21 protein-coding genes are annotated in these 17,471 nt (G+C 44.7%); 20 read left to right on the top strand and 1 reads right to left on the bottom strand.

What is annotated here, in order from left to right; translation table 11 throughout:
- Window positions 1-189 precede the first annotated feature (189 nt).
- The 18 genes from H5S41_RS07510 to H5S41_RS07425 all read left to right on the top strand — a co-directional run bounded on the left by H5S41_RS07510 (window position 190) and on the right by H5S41_RS07425 (window position 15,188).
- On the top strand, window positions 190-717 hold the full coding sequence (locus tag H5S41_RS07510; RefSeq protein ID WP_143454775.1) for a sigma-70 family RNA polymerase sigma factor: 528 nt from the start codon (window positions 190-192) through the stop codon (window positions 715-717).
- Between the two features lie 104 nt (window positions 718-821).
- Entirely contained in the window at window positions 822-1,019 is a 198-nt protein-coding gene (locus H5S41_RS07505; RefSeq protein WP_081509809.1) for a hypothetical protein, read from the top strand.
- Window positions 1,006-1,338: a hypothetical protein gene (locus H5S41_RS07500; protein ID WP_044005187.1), complete on the top strand. Its 333-nt coding sequence runs from the start codon at window positions 1,006-1,008 to the stop codon at window positions 1,336-1,338. Before H5S41_RS07505 ends, H5S41_RS07500 begins: the two co-directional genes overlap by 14 nt.
- Window positions 1,322-2,464 (top strand): DUF2800 domain-containing protein, encoded by a 1,143-nt coding sequence (locus H5S41_RS07495; RefSeq protein ID WP_182602840.1) that lies wholly within the window; start codon window positions 1,322-1,324, stop codon window positions 2,462-2,464. The genes H5S41_RS07500 and H5S41_RS07495 overlap by 17 nt, the downstream gene beginning before the upstream one ends.
- On the top strand, window positions 2,442-3,017 hold the full coding sequence (locus tag H5S41_RS07490; RefSeq protein WP_220483265.1) for a DUF2815 family protein: 576 nt from the start codon (window positions 2,442-2,444) through the stop codon (window positions 3,015-3,017). The genes H5S41_RS07495 and H5S41_RS07490 overlap by 23 nt, the downstream gene beginning before the upstream one ends.
- A 50-nt stretch (window positions 3,018-3,067) precedes the next feature.
- The gene (locus H5S41_RS07485; protein ID WP_182602838.1) at window positions 3,068-5,002 is read left to right on the top strand and encodes a DNA polymerase; all 1,935 of its coding nucleotides are present in this window, start codon (window positions 3,068-3,070) and stop codon (window positions 5,000-5,002) included.
- Window positions 5,003-5,096: 94 nt separating this feature from the next.
- Entirely contained in the window at window positions 5,097-5,495 is a 399-nt protein-coding gene (locus H5S41_RS07480; RefSeq protein ID WP_087449017.1) for a DUF7768 domain-containing protein, read from the top strand.
- A 2-nt stretch (window positions 5,496-5,497) separates the two neighbouring features.
- Window positions 5,498-7,744, top strand: a complete 2,247-nt coding sequence (locus tag H5S41_RS07475; protein ID WP_141783097.1) for a phage/plasmid primase, P4 family — start codon at window positions 5,498-5,500, stop codon at window positions 7,742-7,744.
- Window positions 7,745-7,937: 193 nt separating this feature from the next.
- Entirely contained in the window at window positions 7,938-8,240 is a 303-nt protein-coding gene (locus H5S41_RS07470; RefSeq protein WP_141783098.1) for a VRR-NUC domain-containing protein, read from the top strand.
- Window positions 8,200-9,582 (top strand): SNF2-related protein, encoded by a 1,383-nt coding sequence (locus H5S41_RS07465; RefSeq protein WP_180874791.1) that lies wholly within the window; start codon window positions 8,200-8,202, stop codon window positions 9,580-9,582. Before H5S41_RS07470 ends, H5S41_RS07465 begins: the two co-directional genes overlap by 41 nt.
- A complete protein-coding gene (locus tag H5S41_RS07460; protein ID WP_259395111.1) occupies window positions 9,563-10,021 on the top strand; it encodes a restriction endonuclease in 459 nt (152 codons plus the stop codon). The genes H5S41_RS07465 and H5S41_RS07460 overlap by 20 nt, the downstream gene beginning before the upstream one ends.
- Before the next feature lie 134 nt (window positions 10,022-10,155).
- Window positions 10,156-10,533, top strand: a complete 378-nt coding sequence (locus H5S41_RS07455) for an HNH endonuclease (protein ID WP_087448602.1) — start codon at window positions 10,156-10,158, stop codon at window positions 10,531-10,533.
- A 122-nt stretch (window positions 10,534-10,655) separates the two neighbouring features.
- Entirely contained in the window at window positions 10,656-11,198 is a 543-nt protein-coding gene (locus tag H5S41_RS07450; protein ID WP_003672635.1) for a P27 family phage terminase small subunit, read from the top strand.
- On the top strand, window positions 11,198-12,427 hold the full coding sequence (locus tag H5S41_RS07445; RefSeq protein WP_003672636.1) for a site-specific DNA-methyltransferase: 1,230 nt from the start codon (window positions 11,198-11,200) through the stop codon (window positions 12,425-12,427). The genes H5S41_RS07450 and H5S41_RS07445 overlap by 1 nt, the downstream gene beginning before the upstream one ends.
- Window positions 12,428-12,500: 73 nt before the next feature.
- Window positions 12,501-13,133 (top strand): hypothetical protein, encoded by a 633-nt coding sequence (locus H5S41_RS07440; protein ID WP_180874792.1) that lies wholly within the window; start codon window positions 12,501-12,503, stop codon window positions 13,131-13,133.
- Window positions 13,126-13,332: a DUF5049 domain-containing protein gene (locus H5S41_RS07435; RefSeq protein ID WP_182602837.1), complete on the top strand. Its 207-nt coding sequence runs from the start codon at window positions 13,126-13,128 to the stop codon at window positions 13,330-13,332. Before H5S41_RS07440 ends, H5S41_RS07435 begins: the two co-directional genes overlap by 8 nt.
- Window positions 13,333-13,397: 65 nt before the next feature.
- Window positions 13,398-14,999: a terminase large subunit gene (locus H5S41_RS07430; RefSeq protein WP_013923830.1), complete on the top strand. Its 1,602-nt coding sequence runs from the start codon at window positions 13,398-13,400 to the stop codon at window positions 14,997-14,999.
- Window positions 15,000-15,026: 27 nt separating this feature from the next.
- Window positions 15,027-15,188 (top strand): hypothetical protein, encoded by a 162-nt coding sequence (locus tag H5S41_RS07425; RefSeq protein ID WP_003672640.1) that lies wholly within the window; start codon window positions 15,027-15,029, stop codon window positions 15,186-15,188.
- Window positions 15,189-15,328: 140 nt separating this feature from the next.
- Here H5S41_RS07425 and H5S41_RS07420 read toward each other — a convergent pair whose 3' ends face one another.
- The gene (locus tag H5S41_RS07420) at window positions 15,329-15,466 is read right to left on the bottom strand and encodes an AbrB family transcriptional regulator (RefSeq protein ID WP_225361166.1); all 138 of its coding nucleotides are present in this window, start codon (window positions 15,464-15,466) and stop codon (window positions 15,329-15,331) included.
- A gap of 80 nt (window positions 15,467-15,546) precedes the next feature.
- On the opposite strand from H5S41_RS07420, the gene H5S41_RS07415 reads away from it, so the two are divergent.
- Window positions 15,547-16,803: a phage portal protein gene (locus tag H5S41_RS07415; RefSeq protein ID WP_162854411.1), complete on the top strand. Its 1,257-nt coding sequence runs from the start codon at window positions 15,547-15,549 to the stop codon at window positions 16,801-16,803.
- Entirely contained in the window at window positions 16,800-17,462 is a 663-nt protein-coding gene (locus H5S41_RS07410) for a head maturation protease, ClpP-related (RefSeq protein WP_003672645.1), read from the top strand. Before H5S41_RS07415 ends, H5S41_RS07410 begins: the two co-directional genes overlap by 4 nt.
- Window positions 17,463-17,471: the final 9 nt, after the last annotated feature.

Genomic DNA, 17,471 nt, shown 5'->3' with positions numbered 1-17,471 from the left:
TAAATGATCAATATCTGTTACTAGCATGCCACCTAAATTAAATACCATCCTGTAACAAAGCCACTAGTAAGGCGCTGTTGCAGTACCCAAGCGATTCAATCGTTTAGGTCTGTTTAACACGCTCTTCTAGTGGCTTTTTACGTACCTTCAATTCCTTCGCTTGGGTGATCCAAGTTAGGAGGAATTTTTATGTTGTTTTTCAAGAAAACTGACTATGAAGTAGTTGCTGAACAAGATGGCGAATTTACTGTTCGTATTAAAGGAAAGGCTGGTCAAGCCATTACTGTTGATGAAGCAGTTGGTGAAGTCATTCTTGACCTCGATAATGACCAATATAACTCCGACCACAGATTTTATCGTCATCAAGACGTGTTCTTTCAAGAAAAATCGGATGATGTTGAAATTGACTCGTTCGACAGTATAGCTGACCGTTCATCAATTGAAGCTACTTCTACTTACGGCCAAGAACCACTTCTTGATCAGTTAATTGAACAAGAAGATGCTGCAGAACATGCGCGATTAGTCGCCTTGCTGCCAGAAGCATTGGCTACCTTAACAGATAAGCAGCACTATGTCATAGAGCACTTTTTCCTTATGGGCGAAAAGCAAAACGTCATCGCTAAACAAATGCAAGTTTCACCGATGATGGTTCATAAGCATTTAGAAGCCGCCAAAAAGAAGCTGCGGACATTCTACGAAACTGAAGCAGAAAAATAATTGAAACTTTTCGCTCCAAGGAGGTTTATTTTCCTCCTTATTCTGGCAAATGAATGTGAGGTTATTAAACCCACCAAATTAAACAGAAAGGAAAGGTGACCATTATGGTAGAGCACCAACTTACGATTTCAGTTGCAGGTAATCCTCGCTCCAAGGGTGTGGTTAGTTTTAAGCAATTGACGATCTGGGAACGCATTCTTCGCTACCTATTAGGAAGCAAAAGCCAAATCATGGTGATTGCTCCAGGGCAAAGTGTAAAACAAATTCGCATTAAGGAGGCGAATACTCATGAGCAAGACTAAAAATTTCGTTGAAACACTTCGTGAACTTCGCGAAGCATGCAGTCAATTAAATGAAGCAATTGCCGATTTGAATGTCACACTGGAAAAAATCAATGCTGAAGAAAATGGACCAGAAGTTGAAATGCCAAAGCGTGACGTCCAAGCCGATAAAGAATTGATTCGCCAAAAACTCGCCGAAAAAGCTGCTGCTGGTAAAACTAAGGAAGTGCGGGAACTTCTTCATCAATTCAAGGCTGAAAAGCTATCGGATGTTGATCCAAAAGACTATGAAGAACTTTATTACAGCATCGAGGCGCTAGATTATGACGAGTCCAACTAAACATACCCTTTTATCAGCTTCAAGTGCCCACCGCTGGCTCAGTGCACCGCCCCTGCCACGGCTTGAACAATACTTCCCGCAATCTACTTCAACTGCTGCTGAAGAAGGAACAGCTGCCCATGCTTTAGCCGAATACAAAGTTCACCGGGCTTTAGGAGATCTGAAGTTTCCACGGCCTTCTTCTGACTATCAGTGCGACGAAATGGAGCTGCTAACCGACGATTATTCTTCCTATATTATGGAACAATATGTCAAAGCGAAGAAGTTTGCTAAGGATCCTTTGATCAAGGTCGAATTGAAACTGGACTTTTCACAGTATGTCCCAGAAGGATTTGGGACGGGTGACTGCGTCATTGTCAGCGATCACTTACTGCACATTATTGATTTCAAGTACGGCAAGGGCGTAAAGGTAGTTGCTCGTAATAATCCGCAAATGAAGCTCTATGCGCTTGGGGCCTTAGCGATGTTTGGCAATCTCTACAACATTGACGAAGTAGAAACCACCATCTTCCAGCCCCGCATGAGCAACATCAGTACCTGGACTATTCCGGTCAAAGAGCTGATGCACTGGGCTAATACTGAACTAAAGGAAAAAGCCGAGCTTGCTTTCATGGGCAAAGGCAGTGTCAGGTATGGGCCTTGGTGTCAGTTTTCAACTTGCAATGCCGTTTTGCGAGCCCGCTACGATTATCATCACAAGCTCGAACGCTTTCAGCTAGCTTCGCCTCACCTTTTAACCGATGCGGAAGTCACTGAAGTACTTGAACACATTGATGATCTCAACCGCTGGGCTCATGAAGTCAAGGCTTATGCGGCTGACTTAGCTATCAACCACGGCAAAACTTGGCCAGGCTTTAAGCTAGTCGAAGGACGCTCCATCCGCCATTACCGAGATGAAGACCTGATTGCAGAAAAATTGCAGGCAGCCGGCTATACCGACATCTACCAAAAGAAATTACTACCCATTACTAAATTAGAAAAACAGCTGGGCAAGCAAAAGTTTGATGAACTTGTGGGTGATCAAGTCTACAAGCCATCCGGAAAGCCAACCCTGGTGGCTGATGACGACCCACGACCAAACATTGCTAAGTCAAAACCAGCTGATGAATTTAAGGAGGAACAATAATATGTCTCAAAATACTAAAGTCGTTACCGGAATCAACACTCGTCTTTCTTACGCTAACATCTGGGAACCAAAATCCATCAATGGTGGCAAGGAGAAGTATTCAGTTAGCCTAATTATTCCTAAGTCTGACACTAAGACTGTAACTGCTATCGAAAAGGCCATTGATGCCGCCATTGAAGAAGGCATCGGTAAATTTGGTGGCAAGAAGCCTAATAAGGCGGCCTTGAAGTTGCCACTTCGTGATGGGGACCTTGAAAAAGATGATGTCAACTACAAGGATGCTTATTTCATCAATGCAAACTCCATCACCGCTCCACAAATTGTCGACAAGCAAGTTCAACCAATTCTTGACCAAACTGAAGTCTACAGTGGCTGCTACGCACGGGTCTCAATCAGCTTTTACGCTTTCAACACGAATGGTAATCGCGGGGTAGCTTGTGGTCTGGGCAATATTCAAAAGATCCGTGATGGTGAACCTTTAGGCGGCCATAGCAGTGCTAGTGATGACTTCACTGCGATTGGCGAGCAAAATGAACCCGACTTTTTAGCCTAACAATTTTAAAGAGTAGCCTCTGTGCTGCTCTTTTTTGAAAGGATGATTTTATGCATCAAATCTCGATTGATATTGAAACCTACTCTAGTGTCAACTTAGCCAAAAGTGGCGCATATCCTTACGCCGCCAGCAGTGATTTTGAACTTTTGCTGTTTGGCTACGCGGTTGATTTTGGCCCAGTAAAAGTGATTGACCTAACCCAAGGTGAACAAATTCCAATCGAAATCTACCAAGCCCTCGATGATCCTACGATTATCAAATCCGCCTTCAATGCTCAGTTTGAACGCGTCTGTCTCTCCCGCTTTGTTGGTCATCAATTGAACCCGCAAGGCTGGCACTGCTCCAGGGTCTGGGCTGCAACTTTAGGTTTGCCCCTTTCGCTTAAAGATGTCGGCACAGTCTTGGGCCTAGACAAACAGAAAATCACGGCCGGCAAGGAATTAGTGAAATACTTCTGCACTCCTTGCATGCCAACTAAAACTAACCAAGGTCGCACCCGGAATTTTCCCTACCATGCTCCAGATAAGTGGCAACTATTCAAGGAATATAACCAGCGTGACGTGGAAGTTGAAATGGCCATCTCACAAAAACTCAGTTCTTATCCAGTCCCCCAATCAGAATGGGATCTCTACTGGATGGACCAACGAATCAACGACCGCGGGATTTTAATTGATCAAGAGCTAGTCGATAATGCCATCAAGTGTGACCAAACTTTCCGCCAGCAATACTTTGCTAAATCACAAAAGATCACTGGCCTTGATAATCCTAACTCGCCCCTCCAGCTAAAGACTTGGCTAAATGAGCAAGGCGTTCAAGTCGACTCACTTGCCAAAGCTGCTGTTGCCGACTTAGTTAAGACTAGCAGCGGCCAAATTAAAAAGGTGCTTACTCTGCGCCAGCTTCTGGCTAAATCCAGCATCAAGAAATACCAGGCCATGCAAAATGCCATCAGCAACGACCACCGCGTCCATGGCTTACTGCAATTTTATGGAGCTACCCGCACTGGTCGTTGGGCTGGACGGTTGGTTCAAGTGCAAAACTTGCCCCGCAACTCCCTACCAGAATTGCAAGCTGTTCGTGATTTAGTTAAGCAAGGCAATTTTGAAACACTCGAACTACTTTATGAGTCTGTTCTCGATGTGCTGTCCCAACTCATCCGGACGGCTTTTATCCCTAAGGCTGGCTATTCATTTTACGTAGCTGACTTCTCAGCCGTCGAAGCGCGTGTGATTGCCTGGCTGTCTGGCGAAACATGGCGTCAAGAGGCCTTTGCCCAAAATAAAGACATCTACTGCGAATCTGCCAGTCAGATGTTTGGCGTGCCAGTTGTCAAACACGGCATCAATGGTGAACTGCGCCAAAAAGGCAAGATTGCGGAGCTCGCTCTTGGTTATGGTGGATCAGTTGGCGCTCTAAAGGCCATGGGAGCAACCAAGATGGGATTAACCGAAGACGAACTACCACCCTTAGTTACCATGTGGCGAGAGGCTAGTCCCAACATTGTGCAATTTTGGTGGGATGTCGATCAAGCGGCTAAAAACTGCATCCGTACTCACCTTCATACAAATACGCACGGAATGAACTTCAGCTACCAGGGCAACTGCCTTTTTATTCAGCTGCGCTCTGGTCGCAGGCTCTGTTATCCCCAGCCTAAGATTGGCCTTAACCGTTTTGGCAGTGAATCAATTACCTTCATGGGAATTAACACGGTCAAGAAGTGGGGCCGAATTGAAACTTACGGTGCTAAGCTGGTCGAAAATATCGTTCAAGCAACTAGTCGCGATTTACTAGCTTGGGCTATGTTTCGTTTGGAAAAAGCCGGCTACCCATCTGTCATGCATATCCACGATGAAACGGTAATTGAAGCCCCAAAAGGAAAGTCTCTCGATGAAATTATTGCCGTCGTGACTGAAACGCCAAGCTGGGCTAAAGGCTTAATTTTAAATGCGGCTGGCTTTGTTGGTGATTTTTATCAAAAAGATTAAATCAAATAGGTTTATTTTTCGCTCTCTTCTGGCTATTAGATGAGGGCGTTTTTTCTTGCCCCCAAATAGTAATTTTAGAAAGGATCTGAAACAAATGTCAGAAGAAATTCTTCAAGCTCCAGAAGCTATCAAAAAGCTGCGCATAGGGCGACCTAACCCAAATTACCGCCCATTAATTTTTGTGGCTGCACCTTTTAGCGAAGTAGTCAAAGGTGATAGAGAGGTTCTAACTCAAGTGCGGGATTATTGCCGTTATATCCACGAAGTTGGCGGGATTCCAATTTGCCCTCAGCTCTACTTCCCCCAGTTTGTTAACCTCCATCACTACCATGATTTTCAAGTGATGAACTTTCTTTGCTTAGTGCTATTAGCTAAGTGCGAAGAAGTCTGGTCTTTTGGCGTGCCGACTCGTGACATGAAGTTCTTCATCAAGAAGGCTTTTGCTAAAGATATCCCCGTTCGCTATTTCAATGAAGATATGGAGGCTTGGTAAAAATGAAGTTCACTCTTTCAGTTGCAACAGTTAGCGGCATTGCCAGCAACACCCATTATCAAAGTGTCCAAGAAATTAATTCTGCTTCAGATTTGCAAACGGCAGTTAAAAATGACCATGTTTGCGGGCTTTTTAAAAATGGACAACGCTCGCTAGCTAATTTTCTTCAAGCTGACTGCTTGGTAATGGATTGTGATAATGACCACACCGAAGACCCAGGTGGCTGGATTAAACCCAGCGATCTATCAAATTACTTTGAAGACGTGGCTTACGCGATTACCTTTTCCCGTAACCACATGAAGGAAAAACATGGCAAAGCGGCTCGGCCAAAGTTTCACGTGTATTTTCCAATCCACCCCATCAAAGATGCCAAAACTTATGCCGAGCTCAAGCATGAGATCCAGCGCTATTTTCCTTATTTTGATGCTAATGCTTTAGATGCGGCTCGGTTTGTTTTTGGCACGCCTGCTACTAAAGTTGATTTGCATGAAGGCAGCTTAACGGTAGATCAGTTCATGATGAGCAAACGTTTCTTTGATCAAGCAGCTAACCAAATACCAGAAGGCAAGCGCAATGCCACCCTTTCTCATTTTGCTGGCCGAGTCATTATGCGGCTAGGTGCAACTGACCAGGCCTACCAAGCCTTTCTTGATCAAGCCGATAAGTGTGATCCACCATTACCTGATCAGGAACTCAACGCAATCTGGCACAGCGCTTTGAAGTTTGGCAAGAAGATGGCCGCCCGGCCTGGCTATGTGCCACCAGCTGAGTACAATCAGCCCGATGATACTCTACAACCCAGTGATTACTCTGATACCGGCGAAACTTACGTCTTTGTTGATAACTGTAAGCAGCGAGTTTGTTACACCAGCCAATCGGGCTTCATGTGGTTTGATGGCAAGATTTGGCAGGAGTCAGAACCCTTAGCGTTAGGTGAAGTTCAACGCTTCACTGACAGGCAATTAAATGATGCTCAAATTCGCATTGAGCAAGCAAAGAAAGTCATCAATCAAAATGGGGTCAGTTTGCTGGTTAAAAACCTCGGGCGAGCTAAAGCCATTAAAGAATTAAACGATACCCAACTTCAAACCTTAAATGACTATGAGCAAGCTATCCAATACCAAAAGTTCATCTTAAAAGAACGAAGTGTGCGCGGAATTAGTGGTGTATTAATTAACTCCCGGCCACTACTTAATAAAGAATTGAACGAGTTTGACGCGGATCCATTCTTGTTGAATACACCTGTTGGTCCATTCAATCTCAAAAAAGGAATGCGGGGCAAGCAAGATATTACGGCCAGTGAGTTGATTACTAAATCTACAAGTTGCGCTCCTAGTCCTCAAGGAATGGATATCTGGCAAGAAGCCCTGAATACTTTCTTTTGTAATGACCAGGACTTAATTAATTATGTTCAAGAAATTGTCGGTTTAGTTGCCATTGGTCAAGTTTACCTTGAGGCCCTAATTATTGCTTATGGCGATGGTCGCAATGGTAAATCAACCTTTTGGAACACTATCGCTAGCGTTCTTGGCAGCTATACCGGCCATTTATCATCAGATGCTTTGACTGTTGGTGTCCGACGCAATGTTAAGCCTGAAATGGCAGAAGTAAAGGGCAAGCGACTCATTATCTCGGCTGAACTTGAAGAAGGTAAGCGGCTCAACACTTCCACCATCAAGCAGCTCTGTTCAACGGATGAAATCTATGCCGAAAAGAAATATATGAAACCCTTCTCCTTTACACCTAGCCACACGATTGTCCTCTATACCAACTACCTACCCCATGTTGGCGGTAATGATGACGGTATTTGGCGACGTTTAATCGTGATCCCCTTCAAGGCAAAAATCACTGGTCGCTCAGATATTAAAAACTACACAGCCTACTTAACCGAGCAAGCGGGGCCAGCAGTTTTGCAATGGATTATTGAGGGTGCACAGCGCATCATCCAGCAAAATTACCAGTTAAGCACCCCCAAAGTTGTAAAGCAGGCCATTCAAGATTATCACGCTGATAACGACTGGCTGGGACACTTCATTTCTGAAAAATGTGTGGTTGGCCATGATTATACGCAAAAGTCAGGAGAACTCTATCAAAAATACCGTGAATACTGTCAGGGTATTGGAGAATACACTAGAAGCACATCCGACTTTTACACGGCTCTAGAAAATGCCGGCTTTAAACGTCATCGCAAAAATAGCGGGGTCCTGGTTTATGGTTTATGTCTGAAAGCAGAAGACTTCCTCGACTAACACCGACCTGCACTTAATCATCATCAAGAATGCCTTTATATCAGCACTTTAACTTTACTGTGTATGTCGTGTTACTCTCTTCTATAACTTTATATAGAAGGTAAAAAGAGTAAATAAAATATATAGAAAGATAGGAAGATGACCATCACGACCAACACAGCTGGATAAACTTAATTGAAAGGAGATCTTACAAATGCGAGAAAAACAAATTGAAGCAGCCTTTGTTAAAGCCACCAAACAGCGCAGTGGCCTGTGCCTGAAGTTCACTTCACCATCGATGGCCGGAGTACCAGACCGAATTGTGCTCCTGCCACATGGTCTGATGGGCTTTGTCGAAATGAAAGCTCCCGGCAAACGCCCTCGCCCTCTGCAAGTTAACTGCATCAAGCAACTACAAGACTTGGGCTTTAAGGTCTTTGTCTGTGACAACTTAAATCAGATTGGAGGAATCCTGAATGAAATACAAAGCCCATCCTTACCAAGCCTACGCGACTAACTTTATCTTAGAACACCCCATTGCTGCGATTTTACTGGACATGGGTTTAGGCAAAAGCGTCATCACTTTAACCGCCATCAATCAACTCATCCAGCAAGGCCAGGTCCACAAGGTTTTAGTGATTGCACCATTGCGGGTGGCCAAAAGCACCTGGCCTGATGAGATCCAGAAATGGGACCACTTAAAAGGCCTCAGCTACTCAGTTGTAATTGGTTCCCCTGCCCAGCGCAAAGCTGCCCTACTAGCAGATACAGATCTATACATCATCAACCGCGAAAACGTGAAGTGGTTGGTAGAAGATTCTGGTGTTGCCTTTGACTTTGACATGTTAGTCATCGATGAATTATCAAGTTTCAAGTCTTACCAAGCTAAACGCTTTAGGAGCTTAATGAAAGTTCGCCCTCTCGTTAAACGTGTCGTCGGCTTAACTGGTACGCCGTCCAGCAATGGCTTGATGGATTTGTGGGCCGAATTCAAGGTGCTAGACATGGGGCAAAGATTAGGACGATACATCTCTCATTATCGCGAGCGTTACTTTTTGCCAGACAAACGTAATCAATATGTGGTTTGGACCTATAAACCAAAGCCACACGCCGAAGAGGCTATCTATGATCAGATTAATGACATCACCATCTCCATGCGCAGTAAAGATTACTTGCAGATGCCGCTTTTAACCATGAACCAAGTCAAAGTAAAGTTAAGCTCCAGTGAACAAGCAGCCTATGATACTTTGAAAAATCAACTCATCGTAGAGGTCAAGCACCAACAAATCAATGCTTTAAATGCGGCATCGCTGGCCAATAAGCTCTCCCAGATGGCTAACGGCTGCGTCTACGATGAGGACAAACACCAGATTCTTATCCACCAGAGAAAGCTTGATGCCCTGGAAGATTTAATTGAAGGCGCTAATGGCAAGCCAGTCTTGATCGCCTATTGGTTCAAGCATGATTTGGTTCAGATTAAACAGCGCTTCAAGGTTCGTGAAATTAAAACCGCTGCCGACATTAAAGAATGGAATGAGGGTCAGATTCCTATCGGCATCATTCATCCAGCTGCTGCTGGTCACGGTTTAAACTTGCAAGCTGGCGGCTCCACCCTTATCTGGTTTGGCCTGACTTGGAGTCTAGAATTGTACCAGCAAACTAACGCTCGGCTTTGGCGCCAAGGACAAAAGGAGCCGGTTGTCATCCACCACTTAATTACCAGTGGCACGATCGATGAACAAATTATGCAGGCCTTAGCCAGAAAGGATAAGAGCCAGCTGGCCTTGATTGAAGCTGTCAAGGCAGAACTTAATGGAGGTAAGGAGCATGAACAACATTATGTGGAACTACTTGGATAAACGCAATGCGACCATCGCAGCTTTAAAAGACTACAACGATATGCGCTTCATCATTGATGATTATCAAAACCAGCGCAGCCATCTTCAAGATAAGATGTTAGGCATTACTAGCCCACAACCTAAATTAACAACTGGCAGAGCAAGTTTTGGCAATCATCAAGAAGATCATCTGATTGAAGGCCTGACAAAATTAGAACAGGCCAACGAACGCTACCAGGCAGCACTAGCCTACCTAAAGTGGTTTGAACCCGCCTGGCAAGAACTAACTGAAGATGAGCAGTGGTTGCTTGATGTCTGTTACCGAACACCTAACCAATCAGTAAACAAGGGACTATTACTTGTCAGTGACCACTTCTTCATTGCCAAGTCGACTGCTTACAACAAGAAAAATCAAGCCCTCGATCACCTGACGCTTTTGCTTTATGGCAGCCACCACTAAGTCGGTAAAAATCCGAACACTTTTCTTATCGAGCGGTGGTATACTAATAGTGTAAAGTAATAGCTACTCGACTAGCCTAGTGGTTCTAAGCGACCACTGGGCTTTTATTATGCCCGCAGAAAGGAGGCTTGCTTATGCCTTACGCACCAAAGAAACCGTGTCGCTACCCTGGCTGCCCCCAGCTTACTCATCAAACTTACTGCAAGAAGCACACTCAAGTCATGAATCACAATTACAATCACTACCAACGACCAAAAACTCATCACCAACGCTACCACCGTGGTTGGCCCAAGATTCGTCAGCGCTACCTGCGCCTCCACCCCTTCTGCGAGATGTGTCGCTCGCAAGATCGCTTTACTAAGGCTACTGAAGTCCACCACGTCTTGCCACTTGAGCACGGTGGAACTAATGACTTCAAAAACTTAATGGCACTTTGTAAAGCCTGCCACTCACGCATCACCGCACAAATGGACGACCGCTGGCACCAAAAGCCTCGTGTTTATCATTATTAACCTAGGGAGGGCCCATTCAAATCCTTAAGGAGGAGCACCGCGGGAACGGGCGTGGGCCTTCGCGTACAAAAATTTGATTTCAAACGGGGTATTAACCCCCACCATTAGAGAGGAGGGATAACTTGGCTAAAGATGGTACTAATCGGGGTGGCGCAAGGGTCGGGGCTGGACGAAAACCTAAATCACTGCATGATAAGCTCGCTGACGGGCAAGAAGCAAATGTAATCGACCTGCCAGAACCCGCTAATCTTGAAGGTCATGTGATGCCTCCCGTTAAAAAGTACCTGAAGGCCGAGCAAAAAAGCGGGCTCGAATTTGATGCCGCAGACATCTTCAAAGAAACTTGGCAATGGTTGGTCGAACGTGGCTGTGAACGATTAGTCAACAGCCAGCTAATTGAGCAATACGCAGTCAGCGTCAGTCGCTGGATTCAATGTGAAGAGTGTATCTCAAAGTTTGGCTTTCTAGCCCGCCACCCCACAACTGGCAATGCCATCGCTTCACCTTACGTGGCAATGAGCCGGGATTACATGAAGCAATCTAGTCAGCTTTGGTTTCAGATTTTTCAAGTGGTCAAAGAAAACAACGCGGTCGCTTATCAAGGCACTACTCCTCAAGATGATGTGATGGAGCGGCTATTAAGAACCCGGAAAGGAAAATACTAATGCAAATTATCAAACAAAAGATCAATAAACTAATCCCTGCAGACTATAATCCTCGTAAAGATTTAAAGCCTGGGGATCCAGAATTTGAAAAACTAAAACGCTCAATTCACGAATTTGGCTATGTTGACCCAATCATCTGGAATAAACAAACCGGCCACGTCATTGGTGGCCACCAACGCTTGAAAATCCTTCAAGACGAAGGTCTTACTGAAGTCGACTGTGTAGTTGTTGACTTTGATGAAGCCAAAGAAAAGGCCCTCAACGTTGCTTTAAATAAAATCAGTGGTGCCTGGGATCAAGCCAAACTTGGCCTCTTAATCTCTGATTTAGAAGCATCTGCCTTTGATGTTTCCCTAACTGGTTTTGACGAAAGTGAAATTGCCGACCTGCTAGAAACTGATAGCAACACTAAGGATGACAATTTCGATGTTGATGCTGAATTAAAGCAGCCCACCTTTTCTCAAGCTGGGGACATTTGGCATCTTGGTCGCCACACCCTATTTTGCGGTGATGCGACTAAAGCAGAATCCTACCAAAAGTTGCTCGGTAAAACGCAGGTTAACTTGGTTCTTACTGACCCACCCTATAACGTCGACTACCAAAGCAAAGCTGGCAAGATCAAAAATGACCATCAAGCCAGTGACAAGTTCTATCAATTTCTTCTGGATGCCTTTCAAAATATGAATCAAGCTATGGCCGATGATGCCAGCATCTATGTTTTCCATGCCGATACGGAAGGATTAAACTTCCGTCGCGCTTTTCAAGATGCTGGCTTTTATTTATCTGGTTGCTGCATCTGGAAGAAGCAATCTTTAGTTTTAGGCCGCTCGCCTTACCAGTGGCAACACGAACCCGTTCTTTATGGCTGGAAGAAAACTGGCAAACACGAATGGTACACTGGCCGCAAGGAATCAACTATCTGGGAGTTCGATAAACCTAAGAAAAGCAAAGAACATCCAACCATGAAGCCTATTCCACTCTTGGCCTATCCAATCATGAACTCGACCATGACCAACTGCACGGTACTCGATCCTTTTGGTGGCTCTGGTTCAACCTTAATTGCCTGTGAGCAAACCAAGCGAACCTGCTTCATGATGGAACTGGATGAAAAATACTGCGACGTTATTATCAAACGTTACATCGAGCAAGTTGGCTCTGTTCAAGATGTATCTGTGGAGCGATATGGGAAAACAATCCCCTACTCTGAAGTGGTAAAGCGTGATAAATAACTCGCTAAATCCTTGCTATCTGTGCCTTTCAGAGTGATATATACAGTACCAAAACGAAAGAGAGGTACAGAAAATGATTATTAACTTTGGTGTAACAGGTAAAAACCGCAAGCAATTAGTCACGGCCATTGCCAACTTCACAAACTGCAAGGCCGAATACCAATACACACCAACCTACGCTTATAAGATTGGTCCCTACACTGTCACCCAAAATGGTGAATTGGTGTACCAGGAGGAAAACATCCAACCCTTATTAATAGACTTGGCAAAGCAAGGATTTAATCCTAAAGATGACAAAATCAACCTAAAGCTCAGCTATAACCGCCAGAATTTTGATGAATCTTCTCTCGACCATTTACGCCAGCTAATCTGGGCTAAGGGCAACTTAATCAAAGAAGCCCTTGCCATTGATAGCTTACCGCTAGAGGTAACGGACGAAAAAGTGAGCTTAGACTGGTTTAAGGAAATCGATCCAAAAGAATCTGAGGCTTATCAGCTCTTTTTAAATCACCTGGTTGATTACGCCAAAAAACGAACCCGAGTAATCACGCAGCCGCGCGAATACGAAAATCCGCGCTATGCTTTCCGCTGTTTTCTCCTTCAGCTTGGCTTCATTGGGCCTGAGTATAAGGAAGCAAGAAAGATTCTACTGAGTAAGCTTCATGGCTCATGTGCATTTAGGAAGGAGGCCACTAACCATGCGTAGAATTGAAGATGAATTAGCTAAGCGCGACCGGATTCGCAAGCAAGTCTTAACCATCAGAGATACTGGCGAAGTAAACATGTTTGATGTGCCAAATGTTGAGCGCTTAGCCTATTACTACAACTGCCACGACCTTACCGAGTACATTCATGAAGATCGAGCCGGATATTTAAACTTAATCATGACAGGAAAATTCAATTAACCAACTAAGGCATTGACCACTATAGTCAGTGCCTTTTTAGCTACCCGAAAGGATGTGATCCCTCTTTGAATAAACTCAAGAATTATCAGCCTAGCCGCTTTATGGCTAAAGATTCTACTTACGACAAGGATGCCGCTGACTTTGCGGTTTCCTTTATCGAGTGCCTTTGTCACACTAAGGGCACCTGGGCCGGGAAGCCTTTCGAATTAATCGACTGGCAAGAACAAATCATTCGTGACCTTTTTGGTATTTTGAAACCCAATGGCTACCGCCAATTCAACACAGCCTATGTAGAAATTCCTAAAAAGCAAGGTAAATCTGAACTTGCTGCCGCTGTTGCCCTATTGCTTTGTTGTGCAGACGGCGAAGAGCGAGCTGAAGTCTATGGTTGCGCCGCTGATCGCCAACAAGCTGCCATTGTCTTTGATGTTGCGGCTGACATGGTGCGGATGAATCCAGCCTTAAAGAAGCGCTGTAAGATCCTCGCCTCGCAAAAACGGCTGATCTATGAACCAACCAACAGCTTCTACCAAGTCCTCTCAGCGGATGCCTACTCCAAGCACGGCTTCAATGTTTCAGGAGTAATCTTTGATGAGCTGCATACCCAGCCAAACCGTAAGTTATATGACGTGATGACTAAAGGCTCCGGTGATGCCAGAACCCAGCCACTCTACTTTTTGATTACCACTGCTGGAACCGATGAGCATTCCATTTGTTATCAAGTTCATCAAAAGGCGCTCGACATCATGGAAGGCCGCAAGCATGACCCGCGATTTTACCCGGTTATCTATGGGGCTGATCGCGAAGAAGACTGGTCAGATCCAGAAGTATGGAAAAAGGCCAATCCTTCTTTAGGCGTTACCGTAGCTATGGAAAAGGTAAAAGATGCCTATAATTCGGCCAAAGAAAACCCGGCAGAAGAGAATACTTTCCGCCAGCTTCGCTTAAACCAATGGGTAAAACAAGATGTCCGCTGGATGCCGATGGATAAATGGGACGCGTGTGCTTTTCCAGTTGATCCTAATCAATTGCGGGGACGACCTTGTTATGGCGGGCTTGACTTATCATCGACAACCGATATCACGGCTTTTGTTTTAGTCTTTCCGCCACTTGATGACAGTGAAGGCTTCACCCTGCTGCCCTACTTTTGGATTCCAGAAGATAACGTTGATTTGCGGGTGCGACGTGACCATGTTCCTTATGATATTTGGAAACAACAGGGCTTCTTGCAAACAACGGAAGGCAATGTTGTCCATTACGGCTACATCGAGCATTTCATTGAAGAATTGGGAAAGAAGTACAACATCCGAGAAATTGCCTTTGACCGTTGGGGCGCTGTCGAAATGGTTCAAAATCTCGAAGGCATGGGTTTTACTGTGGTTCCCTTTGGCCAGGGCTTCAAGGATATGACCCCGCCAACTAAAGAACTGATGCGCTTAACCTTAGAGAAGAAAATCGCTCATGGCGGCCAACCAGTCCTACGCTGGATGATGGATAACATCTACATTCGCACTGATCCAGCCGGCAATATTAAGCCTGACAAAGCCAAGTCAACTGAGAAGATTGATGGCGTTGTCGCTACTATCATGGGGCTTGATCGCGCTATCCGCAATGAAGGCGGTGATGGAGATTCTGTTTATGACAATCGCGGATTATTGTTGATATAATGATTCAAGAAAGCGAGGAAGATTGTTATGAACCATGAGCAAGGCAAAGCGCCAATTGATATCTCATTACTAACCAAAGAACAATTTGATAATGAGATTCAAAAAGGCTTCTCCGATTTTGAGAACGGAAGAACTTTCACTGCTGAACAAGTACAAGCACAGCTACTTAAACATGAAAACGATAACTAATAAACACTAAGGCATCGACTTTTAGCGGGTCGGTGCTTTTATTATGCTCTGATTCAAAAAGGCTATAACACATGTAGTAGTACAGCCTTAAATTCTGTGTTGTCTCTTTAATCTCAGCAGGATTACTAACAACTATCTCCTTAGCCATTAACCATCCAGTCGTGAAACTCAGGATGTTTTTCAGGATCATAGTGACCATTCTCATCTATTTCAATATCTTCAACTGGATAATTTTTGAGTAGCTCTACCCAATCTTCTGCTGTTGGAATTTTATCCATAAATATCACCTCTCGAATTATCATGTGACACCTTTATTGTCTCATAAGTATTGAATCAAAGCCACGAAAGGAATTTCACAATGAGTATTTTCAATAAACTATTTCACACCAACAAGGCCTCACCTAAAAACACCTTGTCCAGTACCATGTCATTTCTCTTTGGCAGCACTACGGCTGGGCAAAACGTGACTGAACGAACTGCCATGCAAAATACGGCCGTTTATGCCTGCGTCCGCGTTCTTGCTGAAAGTTTAGCGACCTTACCTTTGCATCTTTACCAGCTAACTGATGATGGTGGCAAGCAACGGGTTAATGACCACTCATTATCCTTCCTGCTTCATGATGCCCCTAATCCTGAGATGACCAGTTTCATTTTTAGAGAAACTATGATGAACCATCTCCTGCTCTGGGGCAATGCCTATGCCCAGATCATCCGTAATGGCCAGGGGCAAATTACCGGGCTCTATCCCCTAATGCCTGATCGCATGGATGTTAACCGAGCTCGCAATGGTGAGCTTTATTACACCTACACGCGCAACTATGATGACTACCAAGCCAAGGACGAGTCAAAACAAGTCGTTCTTCTAAGTGATGAGGTCTTGCATATTGCTGGCCTTGGCTTTGATGGTCTAATTGGCTACAGTCCGATTGCAATGGCTAAAAATGCCATTGGTCTGTCTTTAGCAGCTGAGCAGTATGGTTCTACCTTCTTCAAAAATGATGCGACGCCAGGCGGTATTCTCGAACACCCCAGTGTTGTCAAAGATCCCGAGCGCCTTCGGAAAAGTTGGCAATCTCAATTCTCAGGCCCCAGTGGTCATAGTATTGCGGTATTAGAAGAAGGCATGACTTTTCACCAATTATCAATTCCTCCGGACCAAGCACAGTTCCTAGATACCAGAAAGTTCCAATTAGATGAAATTGCCCGCATCTTCCGAATTCCACCACACATGATTGGGGACTTAGAGCGCTCGACTTTTTCTAATATCGAACAACAATCTCTCGAATTTGTGAAGTACACCTTGAATCCTTGGTGTGTTCGCTGGGAACAAGCCATGAACCAACAACTTCTTAGTAAAGAAGAACAAGGCCGTTATTTCATCAAGTTCAATGTTGATGGCCTAATGCGTGGTGACTATGAAAGCCGGATGAATGGCTACGCAATCGGTCGCCAAAACGGCTGGCTCTCAGCTAATGATATCCGCGAATTAGAAGATCTTAATCGAATCCCCACTGAGGATGGTGGCGATGAATATCTGGTCAACGGCAATATGCTACCAGTTAAGGATGCAGGACAATTTTATCAAACTAAAACGACAGGAAGTGATCAAGCATGAAACGATTCTGGAATTGGAGCAGCGAAAATAATACCCCAACCTTAACCATCAACGGGACCATTGCTCCTGATTCATGGATTGATGATGAAGTCAGCCCCCAAGTTTTTCAAGACGAATTAAATCAAAGCTGTGGCCCGATTGATGTCTGGCTCAATTCTCCCGGCGGCGACTGTGTAGCTGCTAGTCAAATCTACACCATGTTAATGAGTTATCCGAATGACGTTAATGTCAAAATAGCTGGCATTGCGGCTTCGGCAGCTTCAGTCATTGCCATGGCTGGCACCAAAGTTTCAATGGCCCCCACTGCTTTAATGATGATCCATAATCCATTAACCATTGCAGCCGGCAACCGTTCTGATATGGCCAAAGCAATCCAGCAACTTGATGAAACTAAGGAAAGTATCATCAATGCCTATGAAATTAAGACCGGCCTGCCCCGAGGCAAGATTGCTGCCCTAATGGATGAGCAGACTTGGATGAATCCGAATAAGGCGATTGAGTTAGGCTTTGCTGATGAAGTGCTCAACGCCGAATCAGTCTCTGACAGCTACACTTATTCTGAACACCAAAGCACCCTGCAAATTCTCAACAAATTACAATCCAAAAATCACTACCCAATTGAGTCGCTACAAAGGCGGCTCTTTTTACTACCCCACTAACTTCAAGGA

The sequence above is a fragment of the Limosilactobacillus albertensis genome (genome assembly GCF_014145555.1).
GTDB classification, from domain to species: domain Bacteria; phylum Bacillota; class Bacilli; order Lactobacillales; family Lactobacillaceae; genus Limosilactobacillus; species Limosilactobacillus albertensis.
This window is presented reverse-complemented; position numbering and strand designations above follow the sequence as displayed.